General features: G+C 42.0%; 24 protein-coding genes and 1 pseudogene. 19 read left to right on the top strand and 6 right to left on the bottom strand.

Translation table 11 applies throughout. From position 1 onward, the window contains the following. Positions 1 to 47: 47 nt before the first annotated feature. A complete protein-coding gene (locus AC1DVJ_RS24530) occupies positions 48 to 386 on the top strand; it encodes a L,D-transpeptidase (protein ID WP_477594282.1) in 339 nt (112 codons plus the stop codon). 62 nt (positions 387 to 448) lie between these two features. Continuing rightward, positions 449 to 949 (top strand): hypothetical protein, encoded by a 501-nt coding sequence (locus AC1DVJ_RS24525; RefSeq protein ID WP_477594280.1) that lies wholly within the window; start codon positions 449 to 451, stop codon positions 947 to 949. A gap of 65 nt (positions 950 to 1014) precedes the next feature. Here the strand turns inward: AC1DVJ_RS24525 and AC1DVJ_RS24520 are convergent, their stop codons facing one another. Continuing rightward, complete coding sequence (locus tag AC1DVJ_RS24520; RefSeq protein ID WP_477594278.1) at positions 1015 to 1878, bottom strand: helix-turn-helix transcriptional regulator; 864 nt, start codon at positions 1876 to 1878, stop codon at positions 1015 to 1017. Positions 1879 to 1986: 108 nt separating this feature from the next. Here AC1DVJ_RS24520 and AC1DVJ_RS24515 point away from each other — a divergent pair, with 108 nt between their 5' ends. Next, positions 1987 to 2988, top strand: coding sequence for a glycoside hydrolase family 130 protein (locus tag AC1DVJ_RS24515; protein WP_477594276.1), 1002 nt, complete (start codon positions 1987 to 1989; stop codon positions 2986 to 2988). A gap of 69 nt (positions 2989 to 3057) precedes the next feature. Here the strand turns inward: AC1DVJ_RS24515 and thpR are convergent, their stop codons facing one another. Next, a complete protein-coding gene (thpR, locus tag AC1DVJ_RS24510) occupies positions 3058 to 3633 on the bottom strand; it encodes an RNA 2',3'-cyclic phosphodiesterase (RefSeq protein WP_477594274.1) in 576 nt (191 codons plus the stop codon). A gap of 128 nt (positions 3634 to 3761) precedes the next feature. On the opposite strand from thpR, the gene AC1DVJ_RS24505 reads away from it, so the two are divergent. Beyond that, the gene (locus AC1DVJ_RS24505; RefSeq protein ID WP_477594272.1) at positions 3762 to 4673 is read left to right on the top strand and encodes an SDR family oxidoreductase; all 912 of its coding nucleotides are present in this window, start codon (positions 3762 to 3764) and stop codon (positions 4671 to 4673) included. 607 nt (positions 4674 to 5280) lie between these two features. Here AC1DVJ_RS24505 and AC1DVJ_RS24500 read toward each other — a convergent pair. Both AC1DVJ_RS24500 and AC1DVJ_RS24495 read right to left on the bottom strand, forming a co-directional pair. Further along, on the bottom strand, positions 5281 to 5706 hold the full coding sequence (locus AC1DVJ_RS24500) for an SRPBCC family protein (RefSeq protein WP_477594270.1): 426 nt from the start codon (positions 5704 to 5706) through the stop codon (positions 5281 to 5283). A 78-nt stretch (positions 5707 to 5784) separates the two neighbouring features. Then, positions 5785 to 6480 (bottom strand): DNA alkylation repair protein, encoded by a 696-nt coding sequence (locus AC1DVJ_RS24495; protein ID WP_477594268.1) that lies wholly within the window; start codon positions 6478 to 6480, stop codon positions 5785 to 5787. A 179-nt stretch (positions 6481 to 6659) separates the two neighbouring features. Between AC1DVJ_RS24495 and AC1DVJ_RS24490 the strand changes: the two genes are divergently transcribed. The 7 genes and pseudogenes from AC1DVJ_RS24490 (at position 6660) to AC1DVJ_RS24460 (ending at position 10230) form a co-directional block, all read left to right on the top strand. Next, on the top strand, positions 6660 to 7103 hold the full coding sequence (locus AC1DVJ_RS24490) for a cell wall hydrolase (RefSeq protein ID WP_477594266.1): 444 nt from the start codon (positions 6660 to 6662) through the stop codon (positions 7101 to 7103). A 140-nt stretch (positions 7104 to 7243) separates the two neighbouring features. After that, positions 7244 to 7357, top strand: a pseudogene (locus AC1DVJ_RS24485) (aldo/keto reductase); the annotation flags it as partial. Between the two features lie 105 nt (positions 7358 to 7462). Beyond that, on the top strand, positions 7463 to 8329 hold the full coding sequence (locus AC1DVJ_RS24480) for an MBL fold metallo-hydrolase (RefSeq protein ID WP_477594300.1): 867 nt from the start codon (positions 7463 to 7465) through the stop codon (positions 8327 to 8329). An 87-nt stretch (positions 8330 to 8416) separates the two neighbouring features. Continuing rightward, positions 8417 to 8581 carry a hypothetical protein gene (locus tag AC1DVJ_RS24475; protein WP_477594264.1) on the top strand — a complete coding sequence of 55 codons (165 nt, stop codon included), beginning with the start codon at positions 8417 to 8419 and terminating at the stop codon, positions 8579 to 8581. 253 nt (positions 8582 to 8834) lie between these two features. Beyond that, on the top strand, positions 8835 to 9158 hold the full coding sequence (locus AC1DVJ_RS24470) for an ArsR/SmtB family transcription factor (protein ID WP_477594262.1): 324 nt from the start codon (positions 8835 to 8837) through the stop codon (positions 9156 to 9158). A gap of 2 nt (positions 9159 to 9160) precedes the next feature. After that, a complete protein-coding gene (locus AC1DVJ_RS24465; protein WP_477594260.1) occupies positions 9161 to 9559 on the top strand; it encodes an SRPBCC family protein in 399 nt (132 codons plus the stop codon). Between the two features lie 77 nt (positions 9560 to 9636). After that, positions 9637 to 10230, top strand: a complete 594-nt coding sequence (locus AC1DVJ_RS24460) for a YdeI/OmpD-associated family protein (RefSeq protein ID WP_477594258.1) — start codon at positions 9637 to 9639, stop codon at positions 10228 to 10230. Positions 10231 to 11225: 995 nt separating this feature from the next. Here the strand turns inward: AC1DVJ_RS24460 and AC1DVJ_RS24455 are convergent. Next, on the bottom strand, positions 11226 to 11582 hold the full coding sequence (locus tag AC1DVJ_RS24455) for a hypothetical protein (protein WP_477594256.1): 357 nt from the start codon (positions 11580 to 11582) through the stop codon (positions 11226 to 11228). Between AC1DVJ_RS24455 and AC1DVJ_RS24450 the strand changes: the two genes are divergently transcribed. The 4 genes from AC1DVJ_RS24450 to AC1DVJ_RS24435 all read left to right on the top strand — a co-directional run bounded on the left by AC1DVJ_RS24450 (position 11581) and on the right by AC1DVJ_RS24435 (position 15000). Beyond that, positions 11581 to 12039, top strand: a complete 459-nt coding sequence (locus AC1DVJ_RS24450) for a hypothetical protein (RefSeq protein ID WP_477594254.1) — start codon at positions 11581 to 11583, stop codon at positions 12037 to 12039. The genes AC1DVJ_RS24455 and AC1DVJ_RS24450 overlap by 2 nt on opposite strands. Before the next feature lie 239 nt (positions 12040 to 12278). Then, positions 12279 to 12797 (top strand): hypothetical protein, encoded by a 519-nt coding sequence (locus AC1DVJ_RS24445; protein ID WP_477594252.1) that lies wholly within the window; start codon positions 12279 to 12281, stop codon positions 12795 to 12797. A gap of 154 nt (positions 12798 to 12951) precedes the next feature. Further along, positions 12952 to 14316 carry an arsenic transporter gene (locus AC1DVJ_RS24440; RefSeq protein ID WP_477594250.1) on the top strand — a complete coding sequence of 455 codons (1365 nt, stop codon included), beginning with the start codon at positions 12952 to 12954 and terminating at the stop codon, positions 14314 to 14316. A 15-nt stretch (positions 14317 to 14331) separates the two neighbouring features. Beyond that, a complete protein-coding gene (locus tag AC1DVJ_RS24435) occupies positions 14332 to 15000 on the top strand; it encodes a DUF2642 domain-containing protein (protein WP_477594248.1) in 669 nt (222 codons plus the stop codon). A 108-nt stretch (positions 15001 to 15108) separates the two neighbouring features. Here the strand turns inward: AC1DVJ_RS24435 and AC1DVJ_RS24430 are convergent, their stop codons facing one another. Then, positions 15109 to 15630: a hypothetical protein gene (locus AC1DVJ_RS24430; protein ID WP_477594246.1), complete on the bottom strand. Its 522-nt coding sequence runs from the start codon at positions 15628 to 15630 to the stop codon at positions 15109 to 15111. 153 nt (positions 15631 to 15783) lie between these two features. On the opposite strand from AC1DVJ_RS24430, the gene AC1DVJ_RS24425 reads away from it, so the two are divergent. From AC1DVJ_RS24425 to AC1DVJ_RS24410, 4 genes are all read left to right on the top strand, one after another. Continuing rightward, positions 15784 to 16869, top strand: coding sequence for a CotH kinase family protein (locus AC1DVJ_RS24425; protein ID WP_477594244.1), 1086 nt, complete (start codon positions 15784 to 15786; stop codon positions 16867 to 16869). 26 nt (positions 16870 to 16895) lie between these two features. Continuing rightward, a complete protein-coding gene (locus AC1DVJ_RS24420; protein WP_477594242.1) occupies positions 16896 to 17255 on the top strand; it encodes an SET domain-containing protein in 360 nt (119 codons plus the stop codon). A 296-nt stretch (positions 17256 to 17551) separates the two neighbouring features. Further along, positions 17552 to 18073 carry a hypothetical protein gene (locus AC1DVJ_RS24415; protein WP_477594239.1) on the top strand — a complete coding sequence of 174 codons (522 nt, stop codon included), beginning with the start codon at positions 17552 to 17554 and terminating at the stop codon, positions 18071 to 18073. Positions 18074 to 18256: 183 nt separating this feature from the next. Next, on the top strand, positions 18257 to 19351 hold a 1095-nt coding region (locus AC1DVJ_RS24410), incomplete at its 3' end, for a WD40/YVTN/BNR-like repeat-containing protein (protein ID WP_477594237.1).

The raw sequence follows: 19351 nt of genomic DNA, 5'->3' as shown, positions 1-19351 counted from the left end.
ACTTCCTTAACTAGGCATGCATAGCATAGTTCATAGGAGGCGAGAAAATGCCACACTATCGAATTATTGTCGATTTGTCCGACCGAGACCTCTATTTGCTTGATGGGAATATCGTTGTTCGGTCTTTCCCGGTAGGAATCGGCAAAATGGTTACGAAGACACCGAGAGGCGAATTTAGGATCATCAATAAACAACCCAACCCTGGGGGTCCATTCGGAGCCTTCTGGATGGGCTTATCTAAACCCCATTACGGCATCCACGGAACGAACGATCCTTCCTCAATCGGAAGAGAAGTTAGTCACGGTTGTATCCGAATGTACAACGAGGATGTCCTGCAGCTTGCAGATCTCGTTCCCATCCAGACCCGGGTTACGATTCGACCTTAACACATACACGGTAATCATTTCGAATACATTACATTAAGCATCAGTGACGAGGAGGGGTACAGTTGAGATATACCGTGCAATATCTACCTCTAAGTAAGATTAAACATGAAAGTAACATGACGAAGACCTCACCACGAAAAAAAGAGTTAAAAAAAGTTGCTCAAGACCTTATGCAGGTATTAATTGTGAATAAAAGTAAAAAAGATGGCGGTTATATCATCCAAGATGGGCATCAGCATTTCGATTTCCTCAAAAAGCACACAAATAAAAATCGAGCCGTATGTCTCGTAGATGAAAGCAAGATTTCCACTAACTTTGGAATGCTGATAAATCGTTTTCGTAAACGTCAGCTTCCTTATGAAGTTCCTTACCTGAAACCAGATCGGATTGAAGTCAACAGCTGGACGATCATTCGTAAATTTATGAAACGTGAACCGCGTTTTCGAAAGCTTTCCCGTAGACAGCAATTGAAGGTACTTCGGCTTGGTCTTCAATATAAGAAAACAACAGTGCAATCGATGCAAGCAAAAGTAGAAGAACTGTTAAGAAAGATTGTACCCTGACTTGACTATGTAAAAAGGAAAATACCCGGCAGAGCACTCGCTCAGCCGGGTATTTGTATTGTCATTCACTTCAGCTTCGCTCTCATGGATGCGCGATATATGGTCGGAGAAACCCCTACATGCTTAAGAAAATTACGACTAAAGCTGGCAAATGATTCATAGCCGACTTCAAAAGCAATATCGGTTACTTTGTTCTCGGTGGATGATAATAAACTGCAAGCGTGCCGAATCCGTGTCTCTTGTAAGAGCGCGACGAAAGTCACGCCAAGATGCTGCGACAAGATTTGAGTCACCCTGGAAGGATGACAATGGAAATTGGCGCCGAGCTGCTCCAAGGTGAGCGGTTCCCTGTATCGCGTATAAATGTAGCGCATTATGGTCCATGGCAGCGCGGTTTTGGATGGGAGATCAGAAATGTTCGGCTGCTGTGAGCTGCCCGGATAAAGCCTGTGGAGGAACGCAAGGATGCGTTGGAGCTCTCCTTTTAAAAGAAGCGGCTTCCAAATGTCGTCGTTAAGTTCATATTCGCGAAGCATATCCTGAAGTTTCTGTCTCAAGATCTCACTATGTTCCACGCTCAAGTCGTAGTGAGTCAGGAACGGATTATTATCCGACAGGAGCAAACGCTCAGCCGGGTCGCCAAGCAGCTCTATGCCGAACATACAATTGAACAAGATTAAAGGACTGCCGGGATTAGCCTTGATTTCATGTACCTGATAAGGAAGAAGCAGAGTGAAGGTTCCAGGTTTCATCGGATGTGCCTCACCATTCACGGTTTCGTATCCGGAGCCCTCAACAACCAAAGAGAATTCCAAAAAATCATGACGATGGCTGGGGAAATGCAGATCAACCCGATTAATAGATAAATGAAACGGGAATGATCCGATATTCGGATAATCCGACAATTGCTTATTGATTGGAAATGTCATTGGATTCACAGCCTATTCAAGAAATGAGAGGTTTGTTCAAGGATTGATAGGAAACCTGCGCTCTCCTATTGTAACCTAATGATAGATAAGATTGAAGGAGGAACACAGATGACCTTAACGATCGGTTCATTAACATCAAGCTCGGTAATAACAAGACATCCAGCGAATCCCATTTTAACGGCAGATTCGGTGCCATATCCAACGGCGCTTACATTCAATGCGGGTGTAACCAAATTCCAAGGCCAATACGTCATGGTGTTCCGTAATGACCACGGGTCCGTCAAAAATGAAACTTTGGAGCCATCTCATACGACGGATCTGGGATTAGCCTACAGCAAGGATGGTATCCATTGGGATGTACAAGCCAAGCCTTGTTGGAAGCTATCTGATKAGGAAATCACTAGAGTTTACGACCCTAGATTAACCGTGATGGATGGTCGCGTTTACATGTGCTTCGCAGTAGATACCCGTCATGGCGTCAGAGGCGGCATAGCGGTAACGGATGACTTCGATCGGTTCGAAATTATATCCATGTCAGCGCCTGACAACCGGAACATGGTTCTTTTTCCTGAGAAGATTAACGGCAATTATGTGCGTTTGGAACGTCCTTTTCCAGTTTACAGCCGTGGGAAAGATCAATTTGATATATGGCTTTCGCAGTCGCCAGATCTCAAATACTGGGGGGACACGGAACTTGTCTTAGGTGTAGAGCACGTTCCATATGCGAATGACAAAATTGGACCTGCTGCACCGCCAATTCGAACTTCCAAGGGTTGGTTGACGACGATCCATGCCGTTGATATCGATGCAAACCGCGGTAAAAATGGCTGGGAGCCGACGTGGAAAAAGCGCTATACGGCGGGCATTATGCTCCTTGATTTGGATAACCCGAAGAAGGTAATCGGTTTGTATAAGGAACCATTATTGGCGCCTGAGGTAAGCTATGAAACAGAAGGCGGCTTCCGTAACGATGTTATTTTTCCAGGCGGTATGATTCTGGAAGATGATGGGGAAGTGAAGATCTACTATGGTGCGGCGGATACGGTCGAGTGTTTGGCAACTGCTCATGTGGATGATTTGGTTAAGTTGTGTTTGGAAGGAAATAAATAAAACCATATAAGTTGAATTATTGAAAAGGGTGGACACTTAGTCCACCCTTTCTTTAGGTTCAGTCAACCCTTATGTCACCGAAATTACTTCATACATCGGTATCTTGTTCAAGTGACTCCGATACAATGTAAGTTCTTTGGATTTCCACGYGAGATCGTCGCTTCCAGAAGATGTTGGCACCGGGAAATCACGCAGCGTATGACGCTCAAATGGCGTCATCCCTGTGAATTTCCGTGCAAGCGTCAGATGCGGGTGAAATGTGCGCTCTTCAGGCGTAAAACCAAGCGGCGTAAGTGCGCCAGCTACCTGTTGCTGTAAGATGTGAAGACTTTCTACATCACCACCGACACCGGCCCACAGCACAGAAGGGTGGGATGGTCGGCCGAATATGCTGAGGGATTCCACACGCAGCATGAGGGGATTAGATGCTGCCTCTATTTCCTGCAGCGCCTGGGTAATGCGAGGGACACTGTCTGAAGGTGTATCTCCGAGAAACTGCAGCGTAATATGCAGATCCTCAGGATGGACCCATTTGCGAAAAGGAAAATGTGGTTTGAGTTCATCTATCCAGTCTGCGAGCACATGCTTACATTTGGACGGGATCGGCACAGCAATAAATAAACGGACTTGGTGGATTGGATTCATAATAGCCTCGCTTGTTCATTGAATAATTAATCTTGTTCATCAGTAGCATACCCAATTCCTAGCCTCTGCAAAATTCATCATTATGGTCTATAATAATCGAGAGAAGAAAGAAGGGAGTCACCATACCGATGAAACCTCTAGCAGGAAAAGTAGCCTTAGTCGCAGGAGCAACGCGCGGCGCTGGAAGAGGAATTGCAGTCGAATTAGGAGCAGCTGGAGCTACTGTTTATGTGACGGGCCGCACCACGCGAACACAACGCTCAGAATATAATCGCCCAGAAACGATAGAAGAAACCGCTGAACTAGTCTGTCAGGCAGGTGGACAAGGTATAGCTGTTCAAGTTGATCATTTGGATGAGGCTCAAGTACAAGCACTTATTGCTCGCATCGAGAGTGAACAAGGGCGACTGGACATTCTGGTGAACGATGTGTGGGGTGGTGAATATTTGACAGAGTGGAATGTGCCCGTTTGGGAGCAATCGCTTGAAAAAGGATTTCGTATGCTAAGGCTTGCGATTGATACACATATCATTACAAGCCACTTTGCACTACCCTTGTTAATTCGAAACAAGGGTGGACTCGTTATCGAGGTAACAGACGGTACGGCAGAATACAACAATAACAACTACCGTTTATCCATGTTTTACGATCTAGCTAAGACATCTGTCGTACGTATGGCAAAGTCACTTTCCCATGAGCTTGCGCCCTATCTATGCACGGCTATCGCCGTGACGCCGGGGTGGATGCGTTCTGAAATCATGCTTGAGCACTTTGGTGTCAAGGAAGATAATTGGCGCGACGCGACAATAGCTGAACCGCATTTCATCATCTCGGAAACGCCGCGTTTCATGGGCCGAGCTGTGGCAGCTCTTGCCGCAGATCCAGAGGTTTGTCGATGGAATGGACAATCGGTATCCAGCGGAGCGCTCTCGCAAATCTATGGGTTTCAAGATCTGGATGGCTCACAGCCAGACTGCTGGCGGTATCTAGTAGAGGTGCAGGAGGCAGGCAAACCAGCGGATGCATCGGGGTACCGTTAAATTTAACTGATATGTAAATTTTTTAGGAGCTAAGCGGCTTAAATGCGCTTAGCTCCTTAGTGTTTGACCTCCACGGCGTTAGATGCGTTAGTCCGATATCTCCGAATTAAAACGAGGGTTCCATTAAAAAAATACCAATAGTCAGGTTCTGCCGAATTAATCACCCAATTTCCTTGCGTGAGGGTTGTTTGGGGCGATTTAGTTGGGCTTTTTAGGACTAATTGAAAATTAATGACGCGATCAGTGAGATTAAGTCGACAATTTCGGACTAAACCGACTAACTCGAGTATGAAAGCGGCCTGCAGCTTTTCTACATTTTGAAAACTGACTCGCATTTCAAAAATAGTTAATTTTGAGACAGCCTCTTTTTAATGTGAGTCATTGAGTTATTCAGGTGAAATAGTGAGATTTGCTCTGATATGATAATGCATGTAATCGCTTTCAAGGGAAATGTTGGAAGGAAGGAACAAGTGATGACGGGACATGGGATGCTTACCTTGATTATTTGRAGATTCAGTAAAAACTCCGAAGCCATTAAAATCCCGGCGGGAAATTCTCCGCCGGGATTTTAATGGGGTTTTATCATTTTAAAATGAGAAGTGCATGTTTATTTAGAAGCTTCACTATATTTTTTGAAATTATCCAAAAACGCCTGCCAGCCTGCTTGTTGCATCTCAATTGGATTGGTGGTTTCTGGATCAAAAGTTTCAATGACCTTCGTATTGTTATCTTGACTAATAAAAGTGATCGCAACTTTTCTTCCATCGCCCAATGTGTAAGCAATAAATTCATTTGTTCTCACTTCATCATAAACGCCACCAAAATCAAATCCAAAGCTGCCATCCTTAGCTTCCATTCTGGTCAGAAATTTTCCGCCAACCGTTAGATCATTTTCGGCAGTGGGTGCATGCCAGTCATCAGAAGCAAAAGACCATTGCGTAATATGCTGTGGTTCTGTCCAATTTGCCCACACTTTTTCAACTGGAGCGTTGATCGTCGTTTCTACCGTAATTGTTTGATTACCTGTTTCCATTATCAATACCGCCTAACTATATGTATTTTAGATTTTCTATCGTTCATTATACCATTAAATGGTTCGGCGTATCCACGTTTAACACCTTACATGTTTACGTTTGAAACCAATTCTCCCTTTTTCGAGTTCTTTTTGAATATTTGGATAAGCATGAATTTTCTTTTTACTGTTAATTTCTACTGGACCAACTAACATTGCGGTTTCAATTGCCTTTTCGTGAAGCGGTATATAAGATACCCCCACTGTGTAAATGAAATTATTCATCGAGTACTTCGTTCTTTCTGGAGCCTCATGTATCGTATTTCTCACCATATCGAGCATATTTGCAAGTTTACTTTCCGAAAATTCACTATCTTTGCGATTTCCTAATAGCCAACAGTAACAACTCCAGCCCGCTGACATTTTCAGTTCTTCACCGCTTGCGATCCATTTATCTGCGACTTCTTGCGCAATCTCGGCTTCTGCCAACGTTACTGCAACCACAAAATCGGAAATCATATAGAAATACGCTGTATCAATCCAACGATCATAATCCGCTACAGTCATGGCGTTCGGGTCTGCAATTACACCAGCAAAGTACATGGCATCGTAGTTCCCTGTACTGTAAAGTTGCTCAGCCAGAGGCTGATTTATTTTAATTTTCTTAGCGATAGGCTTCATTTCTCCTGTGGTTACCCCAAAAAGCGGTTCGTGCGCACCATTAGACATGTACATTTTCTTCATTCGTTCCTTGCCGAGAGATTCAAGCTCTTGCATAACCATTTCTAGATTCATGTTTAAACACTTCCTTCTAATTGGAGGTTTTCCTTTAAGGATTATACGATCTACTTATAACTATATCAGATTTTGTAAGTATTTATAAATGTCGAATTGAGCATCCCAAAATACCAGAGTAACACATCCGCTTCACCTACAATATGATGGGTCTAGACACAATCAAAAGAGGTGAGCGAATGGCTGTCGTAAAAGCTAGAAAGCAGGATATCGACATGTTGGCAAGGTTGCTTCGAGCTGAAGCTGAGACCGAAGGCGAAACAGGTATGCTACTTGTTGGAAATGTTGGCATTAATCGAATAAGAGCGAATTGCTCCGATTTTAAAAATCTCCGGACAATTCCCCAAATGATCAACCAACCGCATGCGTTTGAAGCGTTGCAGCACGGCTTGTACTATCAAAATGCAAGAGAAAGAGAGCGTCGCCTAGCACAAAGAGCTGTGGATGGGGAGCGGATTTGGCCAGGTAAATTCTCCCTCTGGTATTTTCGGCCGGGAACATTCGACAATCCTGGACCATGTCCAGATACCTGGTATAATCAGCCGAAAGCAGGACGCTACAAGAAGCATTGTTTTTATGAGCCGACCGCGAAAGAATGTGAAAATGTGTATAACACGTTTTAATTTCCGCAACAGAAAAGCAGCGCACATCTTCCTTACAGAGGGTGTGCGCTGTTTTTTCGATAGGAAATCACTTGACTTGGAGTTAACTCCAAGGAGTAAACTACATAGGAGGGAAATAATACCTATTGGAAATGAGGAGCAATCAAGAGAACAGTCGTCCTATTATAAAAAAAGCGCTGGAGCTGGGTATCAATTTTTTTGATTCGACAAATATCTATTCACACGGAACAAGCGAGGAAATCGTTGGACGAGCACCCCATTATCCTAACGCCTGGATAAATTGCTTCGCTGGAAGAGATGTATGTTCCTCATCGGGTAGTGGGTGCAATCTAGACAATCACAAAAAGGAGTGTAACCGAATGGCAAAAGAGCATTTAAGACCTATTTACAACGATGGTGAATCGCTGCTCAAGGATATTCAAAGAACGAATATTCCTAAAGGCGGGGTAGCGATATGGAGTTTGGGGCAAGCGGGAGTGCTGATAAAAGGAGGGAGCACCGACGCCATTATTTGTGTAGACCCTTACTTAAGTTATTCGATTGAATTGGAAAATCCTGACACCGAATTTAAGCGGGAAATTCCGCCTCCGCTCTCTCCACAGGAGCTGGATGTAGACATGGTATTAATCACGCATTTTCATAATGATCACATGGATTTGACTACGATCAAAGGTGTTTCACAGGCGCATCCAGAGACACAATTTGCGGCTCCGGCATCACATGTATATATGCTGCAAGACATTGAACTGGATTCGAGCCGTATTATACCTGCAACGCAGCAGCGAGCAATTTCCGTTAAAGGCGTAACCATTACCCCTGTAGCGGGAGCGCACACGGCGTATGAGGCTGATCAGGAAGGCAATCAGTATTATTTGGGCTATTTTATTGAAATCAACGGGGTGCGAATTTTCCATACAGGAGATACGTTAGTCACCCCTGAATTGATCGAGCAGGCCAAGAAATTTCACCCTCACGTAACGCTGCTGCCGATTAACGGAGGGGATTACGCCCGAACCTCCAGGGGAATTGCAGGCAACATGAACTTCCGTGAAGCGGCGGATTTCGGCGTTGAGATCGGTACGGATCTTCTCGTGCCTATCCATTTCGATATGTTTTCCAATAATAGCGATAACCCGTCCTACTTCGTCGATTATTTGTTTCACAAGTATCCCGCGCAAAAATTTCATATGATGGTGGCCGGAGAACGATTGATCTATTTCAAATAAGAACAGCGATACTCTTTTGAATAAACATGATCTGCATCACCAATACTGTTATAAGCTAGAGGAAGATAAAGGAAGGAATCGCAGACCATGGATATTGATGCTTTTTTAACTGAAGTCCTTAGTTCAAATGAGGATTGGCATGTAACAACAAAGGATGCTGTATCGATCATAGATCCGATTATTCAGAAGGATATCTCTTTTTTTGAAAAGGAAGAAAATTACCCAGAATCAGGATATTATGAAAGTCACTAATAACTAAAAGCCTTGTGGCATGCTGCTGAAATGCCCCCCTTACGAAGCCGCGTATTTGCGGCTTTTATTATTTTATCGCCATAAAAATGTTGTTGACATGACACCATATGGTGTCATATTATAAATGAGACACTAAATGGTGTCTAATAAATAATTTTTGCCTCTTGGACTGCATCCGAATAGTCACATACTAAAGGGAAATTGGTGAAATTAACGGCCGTCCCTTGGTAATACTAGTAAGGGAGAGGGTGTTGTGGACGAGAACAACCAGTTACGGGATGTGTTTGACGCGATTGCAGATCCAACTAGGCGTCAACTAATTCGACTATTAGCAGAGGCAGAAGAGATACCTCTTCATGAATTAACAGCACAGTTTCAAATGGGCCGTACAGCAGTATCCAAGCATTTGACAATTCTAAGAGAGGCTGGACTGGTACTTGAACGAAAAGTTGGTAGAGAAACGCGATTTAGGCTAAACGCCGCTCCACTCATAGAAGTTAAAGATTGGGTGGCTTACTACAGCAAATTCTGGCGTACAAATATGTTTCGCTTGAACCATTTATTAGAGGAGGAATAAGAATGAGTTTAACATTAACCTTGGATTTTCAATACACGACTACGATGGAGAAGCTGTGGTCCGCTTTAACCGATTCAAACAAACTTGCCAAGTGGGTCTTGGAAAATGATTTTAAGCCCATCGTAGGACACCGTTTTCAGTTTCGCTCTCAGCCGAACGAATGGTGGAATGGACTGATTGACGGCGAAGTACTTATCGTTGACCCACCAAACCGGTTGTCGTATACGTGGGGAGTAACGGGTGAGGAGCACACGGTCGTCTGGACGCTGCAGGATCTAGGGGACGGCAAGGTTAACCTTCATCTCGAACAAACTGGAATCGCAACGCCTCAAGGACTCGAGGGTGCTAAGTATGGTTGGAGTAATTGGCACGGTGAGCTTAAAAAGTTGTTGGAACAATAACCGCATTCGGTATACAGATAGTGAAGGAGCTCGCCTCGCGGCAGCTCTTTTTTACCATTAAAGAGGGGTGTTCCTTGATGACACAAAGTATGAAGAATCCAAAAGTTGATGGATTTCTACGTAAGGCTAAAACGTGGCAAGCAGAATTTGAGAAGTTGAGAAATATCATTCTTGACTGTGAGTTAACCGAAGACTTCAAATGGATGCATCCTTGTTACACGTTTCAAAATAAAAACATCCTTTTAATACACGGATTTAAAGAATACTGTGCGATTCTGTTTCACAAAGGTGTCTTGTTAAAGGATCCCGAGGGGATTCTAATCCAACAAACGGAGAATGTACAGGCGGCCCGCCAGATTCGATTCACCGATGTTCGAGAAATCATTGCCATGGAAAACATCTTGAAAGACTATATTTATGAAGCCATAGAAGTTGAAAAGTCCGGTGTGGAAGTGGAATATAAAAAGAACACAGAATACACCATACCCGATGAATTGCAAAATAAATTCGATGAAATCCCTGCCTTGAAAACTGCTTTCGAAGCATTAACACCGGGACGGCAAAGAGCATATCTCCTTCATTTCTCTGAACCCAAGCAATCCAAAACACGTGAGTCAAGGATTGAAAAATATATGCAGCAAATACTTAATGGAAAGGGATTAAATGATTAGTATATACGATGAGAAAATAACCGATAGTGAAAGTCAAAATAAGATGATTCGTTTCTACTTGTTCAGATTATTCAACTAGATTTATAAGGTCGAATCTCAACTCGGGAAAGATACGAAAATTACCGTATTTATTCCTTATACTCTGGCGTGAAGATGTCTTTCAAGCACCCCCAAAAAGCGCAATCAATCAGGAGAAAAATGTTCCTGGTTACATGTGCTTTTTTGCGTTGTGAGCTTGCGGCAACCTATGTCTACTATAATCTAGTCAAAGTCATTATTACCCATCTCCCTGATAGGTTGAGCTTTCAAAAAGGTAGTATTCTGTGCACTGTTCCTATTAAGTTCTGGAAATATATCAGTATTTAATGACCTCGTGTATAGCTCTGTCGGAGGCTTTAATATAGCATACAAACCCATTCCCGAAAGAATAAGTATACTGACGATTAACATAGGGATACCTCCTGTTCGTTGGCGTATAACTAATGACACTGCACATATATTACCTGACAGATGACTTGAAGCGATATTTATACTGCATGTATATGTCACGTTAATGTGAGCGAACTAGGGTATAGCCCGTATTTCTTCTAAAAAGCAATAATAATTCTATATTCGTCCCAAAATGTGCTATTTCACTAGAACAGGCTATTTTATAGGTTCATACACTGTTATTGCAAATACCCACATAGATAAATGTTCTCTATTAGCAAATGCCTACTATTCTGAAAGGAGGGGTTCGTCATGATGAATCGATCGCATGTGTTTTTTAATCCTAGAGCTTTTGGTACGAAGACGTTTCGTATTGAAAAAGTTGTTGCTAAACTTAGTCCGTACAAAGTAAAGGAAAAAACAAACATCTCCCATACGCAAGAAGGTGGCTTGGAGGAGCTTTGTTTAGTATGCAATCGAAAAGAGCCATGCAAATGTACGAAGCATAAGAAAAAGAAAAAAAATGCATGCCACAAACGTAAAAGAAAGCATACATGCAAAAAACATCATTGTAAGCTATGCCCTAGGGGAGAAAGGGGACCAGCCGGGCCACCGGGACCACCGGGGCCAGCAGGACCAGCGGGACCGGAAGGGCCAGCAGGGCCAGCGGGGCCAGCAGGACCAGCAGGACCAGCAGGACCGAAGGGACCAGAAGGACCGAAAGGACCGAAAGGACCAGAAGGACCGAAAGGACCAGAAGGGCCCAAAGGACCAGAAGGACCGAAAGGACCAGAAGGACCTCCAGGGCCGCCGAAGCCGCCAGGGCCTCCGGGACCACCTAAGCCTAAACCGCCAGGACCGCATAAAAAGGAAGATAGGTCCAGCAACGAGAGCTGCAAATGCTGCCATAGTGCGGATGCCATGCAAAATCTTCTTGTTCAACTAAAAGACAAAAAGTTAAAAGAGTTGCACACATTAGACTATACAAACGGCAAATATTCCAATGCGAAAATCATTTCCGCCGAAAATTTAATAGTGAACTTTACAAGTAACGGAATCGAATACTTCGTGCCAATTCATCTAATTGCAGGCTTAGAGATATGGACGGGAGATTTCGACATTACAATGATTAAAGATAAAGAAAACGCCGATAAAAACGAAATGGATAACTGCGAAAGCCCGGCAATGATGAACTTATTTAATCCATTGGTCGGTAAGGCGACGGTCGACTTCAACACGTTAGCCGAACAGTTAAATGATATATCCAATGCAGCTGTTATCGGACTTAACGAAGGGCTCGTTGTATTATCCACACGAGATACCGTATATGTTGTTGCCCTAAGCAGTATTTCCGATGTATCCAATGTTAAAAAGACTTAAATAAAAGGAACGATTATGCTCCTCTTCACTCATTCAAGAGAAACGTGTATCCAAGAAGGTATACGTGGCTCTGATGATTGGAGGGGAGCTGTGTTTATATCCACGTACAAATACCCTCTAGTGATAAATGTGGAGTTTTTAAGAGACGGGTCATTCGTTTAGTACAAACCATTGCCGGGTGCGTATATATACATCATGCAAGAAAAACTAACCACTAACTGAAGGGGGAAATGATTATCATGGCATTTGATTATTCTGTGTTGATGGGGAAACAAGTAAGACTTGATCGTGGAGGTCCTGAGTCTCGGCAAGGTGAGATTGTTGCAGTAGGTTTTGATTATGTGGGTATCTATAATGAAAAGGATGGACTTATCTACTACAACACGAATCATCTGAAAAGTCTCACAGTAAATACGAAGGACTCTGTGGAGTACTTGCAGACTGCACCTGCTTATCCTGCAACATTGAAAGTTATGGAAGCAGACAATTTTGTTAGCCTATTAAAAGGCATGAAAAGTCTATGGTGCCAAGTTAACCGTGGAGGACATGAAAGTATTCAGGGCGTTTTGGCTGATACGAATGATGATTTTGTTACCATGGTTGTAAACCATGAATTGGTCACTGTTTTTAACTTTCATATTAAAAGCATGTCTTATGGTGTCAAAAAAGAAGAGGAAAAAAAGCAAGATAATAACGAAAAAAAGCAAGATAATAACGAAAAAAAGGAACAAAAGCAAGATAACACCGAAAAAAAATAATGCATTTCTGAATTTTAATTCTTTGGTGGGAGGTGGGGGGAGATGCGGAACATTTTATTCCTTACTGGATCTAAATGTTATCAAATTCTCACCCTCCATGTCATTGTTCTGAATCGTAAACCATCAGCAGCCAACCCTTGTGAGGTGCAGGCACATGTTTGATATAACAACTGCGGTAATCTCCATTGTTTTTGTTACCGTTACGTTGTTGATAATTTGGAGGCCGTTCGGCATTAACGAATCCATTCCAACATCTCTTGGTGCTTTGATTTTCTTGGCATTAGGAATTGTACCTCTTTCAGGTGTATATCATATTGCCACGATTGTCAGTGGGGCAAGCATAACCATTATATCAACAATTGTAATGTCTATCGTTTTGGAAAGTATTGGTGTTTTTCGGTGGGCGGCAATTAATTTGGCTGTTCGAGCAAAAGGATCCGGTCGAGCCTTATTCTGGTACATTAATATATTATGTTTCTTAATGACGATGTTTTTTAATAATGACGGAAGCATCCTTATAACAACCCCCATTATCATCCAAACCTTATCTATACTGAACTTAAAAACACGGCAAAAAATTCCGTATCTTCTATCAGGCGCGTTAGTTGCTACTGGAGCAAGCGCACCGATCGGAGTCAGCAACCTAGCGAATTTGATTGCGTTAAAAACAGTCGGTTTAGATCTTAACACCTATACTACGATGATGTTCGTACCCGCCATGACAGGGATTATTACAATTACATTTCTGCTTTTTGTCTATTTTAAGCGCGAGATTCCCGTGAAAATTACGGCCTTGCAGCCAAATTCGATAAGCACTATTGTACACAATAATTCTTCGACTTTTCATCCTCTAAAGGTAGATCCGCAGGAAAAAGGATATATTGATTGGGGTTTGTTTCGTATTTGCATCCTAGTTGTCATTCTGATTCGATGCAGCTTTTTCTTGCTGACCCCGCTTGGGGTTGCAACGGAGTGGCCGGCAATCATAGGTGCAATTGTGCTAATTGCAGTTAGGTGGATACGTAAAGGAATTGGACCGAGGGATATATTTGTAAAAACGCCTTGGCATATACTAATATTCGCTTTTAGTATTTATGTCATCATTTACGGGCTCCATAATTCAGGTCTGACGGATTTTCTCGTACAATGGTTAGGCGGTGCGGTTGCCCAAAGTCACTTTAATGCCATCTTTGTGATGGGTTTTCTGCTTACTGCAATGTCCAATCTGTTTAATAATTTACCTTCTATTATGATTGGCACCTTATCTTTGCAAAATATGGGATTAGACACTTTTACTATGCATACTGCCTATTTGGCCACAGTCATTGGTGCAGATATTGGATCCTTACTTTTACCAATGGGGACGTTAGCTTCATTGATATGGATGCATATTCTTCGAAAACATCATATAACACTTACATGGAGTCAATATATGAAAGTGACGATTATGATCGTTCCTATCGGTCTTATTATAAGTCTCTTTTGTTTATATGTATGGACGGGCTGGCTATTTAAGTGAGAGGAGGTAACATTGATGGACCTTTTTCAGAAGAAGCTAGGAGCGGTTATTGATGTTGAATTGCTCGGTGATAAATGGCATACCGGCATTTTGGTAGATGTGGGGCAAGATATCCTAGTTATATTTAACGGAGAACGCTATATTTATATTCCTTCTTTTCATATTCTCAATGTCAGTATGAATACCAAAAAAAATACAACGGACTTCTCCGCTCTTACTGAAAAGCCAATTAGTAGTGACAAAATTTCGTATAGAAAAATGTTAATGAATTCCAAGGGGGTATTTACAGAGATTTTTGTTTCTGGGTATCAGCCTGTACATGGATACATTACCCATATCATGACGAATTACTTCGAATTTTATTCCCCTGTTTATAAAACGATGTTTATCCCGTTAATCCATTTGAAATGGCTTATTCCATATAATGACTACCATACACCTTACCTTTTGGATAAAAAATGTTTTCCTGTAAATCCTTCCGATTTGCCTCTATCGCGCTCCTTCGAGGAACAACTTAGAAAGTTGGAAGGTAAAATTGTTGTATTTGACTTGGGTAGAACCCCTAGTAAGATCGGATTACTAAAAGAAATTGAAAACAATATCGTCCACATGATTACAGCGGAAGGCAAGACCTTTTACACAAACATACAACATATTAAAAGCGTCCATTCGCCGACCATGTAACTACACTTTTCAAGGATATTAGATCAGACAATTCGCGGGTTTTTAGTAATGTAGTTTGGGAGGGTTATGAAGCAGGCAATATTTTTATTGCCTGCTTTTATTTTATTCTTAATCTGCCTTTTTACCTGAACCTTTACCCGTACCACCCGTACCTTTGCCCGTACCACCCGTGCCTTTGCCAGTGCCACCCGTACCTTTACCCGTACCACCCGTACCTTTGCCCGTACCACCCGTACCTTTGCCAGTGCCACCCGTACCTTTGCCAGTGCCACCCGTACCTTTGCCTGTACCGCCAGTACCTTTACCAGTACCTTTACCCGTACCTTTACCGGTTCCTTTACCCGTACCTTTACCAGTACCTTTACCAGTACCTTTACCAGTACCTTTACCAGTTCCTTTTCCCTTACCTTTACCAGTGCCTTTACCCGTACCGCCAGTGCCTTTGCCCGTACCGCCAGTGCCTTTACCTGTACCGCCAGTGCCTTTACCAGTGCCACCAGTGCCTTTACCTGTACCACCAGTTCCAGTACCGCCAGTACCTTTATTTGACACTGGATTTTGAACTAAGAACTCATCTAGACCGATATCTTGAGCTTGTTTAATTAAATCTAATATTTGAGTTTCACCCATATTGACTTGACCACCCATCGTAAAAATTCCTTATAAATCAAGGTGCTGTATATTATGTAAATCGAATTTTATTTGTTCTAGTGTAAAGTCTAGATTTATTATCAACACCACTTATTTCCTCATAAGATATAAAAAAAGCAAGGGAATGATTAAATGGAACATACTGATATTCCTACTTATCATGTAACGATTGAGCCGAAGGATCTTAAGGTACTAAATAATGATGTATGGAAAGATGACCCTGTTCCTTCCAAATTAATTGTAGACAACATTCCATATGAGATTGGGATCTCCTATCGGGGCGATCATACCCGTAATTTCCGAAAAAAATCCTATTGCATCGACTTTAGGTCATATAAAGATGAATTTGCTGGGCGTGAGATACACTTAAATGCTGAATATCGGGATCCATCTTTAATACGCAACAAGCTCTCTTTTGATTTTTTCCAGAGCATTGGGTGTCTTGCTCCGAATAGTAAGCATGTTTTTCTTGAATTGAATGGGGAGCCAAAGGGAATTTATCTAGAACTTGAATCGGTGGATGAGTTTTTTTTACAAAAGAGAGAGCTGCCTTCGGGTCCTATATTTTATGCCACGATCTACCATGCGAATTTTTCTTTATTAACACCGAAGGAAAAACCAAAACCTTCCCTTCTGTCTGGATATTTTCAAAAAATGGGTAGTGATAAGGATAAACAAGATTTAGAAAGGTTTATTGTCCAAATAAATACAATTAACCGAGACCAATTTGGCGATGCGATAAAAAAGGATATGGATATCGACAATTATTTATTGTGGTTATGCGGGGCAGTTTGTACACAAAACTATGATGGATTTATTCACAACTATTCCTTGATTCGAAATGAAGAGACGAAATTATATCAGATGATCCCTTGGGATTATGACGCAACTTGGGGGCGAAATTGGAATGGCGAAATCATGGAATATTATGCTGTTCCGATTAGAGGCTATAATACACTCACTGCACGCCTTTTGGATGTCAAGGAAATACGGCAGCAATACCGTAGTTTTATGGAAGAAATTTTAGAAACAAAATTTACGGTTAAAGCAATAGAACCAATGGTGACAAATCTCCATAAGCAATTAAACCCTTATATTGCTTTGGATCCATTTAAAAAGAAATCCATTGCGCTATTTAATAGTGAGCCTGAATTCATCTTTCGCTTTGTTGAAAAACGCAACGCCTATCTTCGAAAGCATCTAAAGGATCTTGAATAGGAGGAAGTACGCTGAAAACAATTGAAGTGAAACATACAGGGAAATATGGCAGAGGCATTTTTGCAACCGAAAATTTCAAAAAAGGTGACTTCATTGAGTCATCCCCGATTATCATTATTTCCAAAGACGAATGGGAAGAAGTGAGGGAGAGCATCCTCAAAAACTATGTTTTCCGTTGGGGAGAGGATAAAGCTTTAGTACTAGGATACGGTGCATTATACAATCACTCTTACTCTCCCAATGCGAGATATTTATCGAATAAAAATAATTTATCCATTGACTTCTTTGCCTATAAAGATATTAAAGCGGGTGAAGAAATCTTGATAAATTACAATGGAGACCCTAAGGATCAATCTTCAGTATGGTTTAAGGTTATCGATAGCTAGTACTTTTTCTGATACAGCCTCAGGAACGATCACCAATCGGGGAGACGGTAAACTACTGGCAACGATATTGAATCATACCCGCTGAAGTATAAAAATCACAACCGAGAGGTTGTGATTTTTGTTGAGGCCGCTTGCGAAGTGGCCTCTTTACGCTGCTTGCACCAAAATATTCAAGGATTTTCTAGCGTATATGAAACCTATGAAAAAACAAACGATTGCCCGTTAACAAATGTACAAACAATTTGATAGAGTAAATCATATGGTGTAATAGCTTAATAGAAAGGAGGCAATTTCAAATGAGCGATAAGAATAAAGATAAAGAGAAAGAATGCTCCAGCTGTTCGACACATGGCAAACAAGGGTTGTTGACAGAGTTTGTTGCTGATCAGCCGATGACAGCTCCAGTATTACCTGCTCAAGGAATATCGATTCCTCTTACTCCTGCTTCTCCGATCACCTTGGCACTGGTTCGATTGGTTATCGATTTTATAACCGATAGAGTTTGGTTAAATGGTACTGTAGGATGGAAAGCAATTACAGGTTCTCCTACAGTGCTTTTTACTTTTACTCGTACAAGACCAGGCGGGATGGAAGAAACGATATTTACAACAGCTGACGAAGCAGATGGCGCTGCTGACAATGATGCTACTACTACTTTTACTTTTGTAGATAATACGCCGATTCTCACACAAGGACCACAATTAGTTGAGTACCGATTGAAAGCATTAAATATTGATCCAGGAACCACTGCAACTGTTACTGGCCCCATCATCCTCACTGCTGCTGAAATAAGAGCTAATAATCCTACAAACTGCTAATTCGAACTGAGGGACTGCTTAATCTGATTCTGGCGGATCTAGTTTTGGAGAAATAACTATAAAAATATATGAAAAAACTCTCCTTTCTCCCCCAAACGGGGGAGATCTTTTTGTTTTCATATCATGTAAAATTAAATCGAGATTTTACATTATAGAATAAAAGAAAAGGTGCGTTGAACATGTATGATTAGACGTTGTATTTCGCTATTTACGGTACTCTTTATATTAGCAGGATTGATTCCTGCCGTTGCTTTTGCTGATTATCTTGACAATTGGACAAAAGCAGAAACCCCAGTATCTGGTGTTAAAGGTATCACATTCGGCAATAACAAGTTTGTAGCTGTAGGGAATGGGGGAGCAATTGTTTCCTCCAGTGATGGGGATAATTGGGTGAAAAGTAACTCCAATGGGCTAGGGACTTTGTATGGCGTTACTTATGGCAGCGGTAAGTTTGTAGCGGTGGGAAGTGATCAACCTGGATCTGCTTATATCATGACCTCCAATGATGGCGTGAATTGGAAGGGAGGTTATCCATCGAAAACAACCAACGACTCCGCACCATACCTTGAGGGTGTCGCTTATGGAAACGGCAAATTTGTGGCCGTAGCAGCCGGTGGCACGATTCTGATCTCCAGTGACGGAGCAGAACGAAGCTGGACGAAGTTATTAGTCGGAAGCTGGTATAATCTTAAAAGTGTCACCTTTGGTAACGGCAAATTTGTTGCTATAGGTACGAATTTCGATGGGGTTCAAACAAATAATTTTATATTAACATCCAGTGATGGTGTGAAATGGGCTGGCAGTCAGCTTGAAGTGAGATATAAGAAAATTTATGGTGTCGGCTTTGGAAATGGTTTATTTACGTTATTAAGTGAAGGATTAATTTTCACCTCTCGTGACGGAGCGAAATGGACGCCATATTCAGTAAACCAAATACAATATTTTTATTCTTCAGCTTACGGCAACGGCACATTTGTAGTGCCGGGGACATCCACTGTTTACTCCTCCACGAATGGAACGAACTGGGTTGAACACAGCAGTATATTTCCTTTTACTTTTGGTACTAAAATCGCTTTTGGTAACAACACATTTGTTGTGTCAGCGGACGGAGGAATTAGATACACGCGTCCAACTTATACGGTGACTTATAATGGCACCGGAAGCACAGGAGGAACTGTGCCTGGTATCAGTAAACCTTATGAATATAATTCACCAGTAACGGTATCAGCAAACACGGGCGGCTTGGTGAATAAAGGCTATACGTTCGTAGGCTGGAAC

This window comes from Paenibacillus sp. P4_A9 (assembly GCF_056402415.1).
The sequence above is the reverse complement of the archived record's forward strand: the minus strand, read 5'-3'. Positions and strand labels throughout refer to the sequence as shown.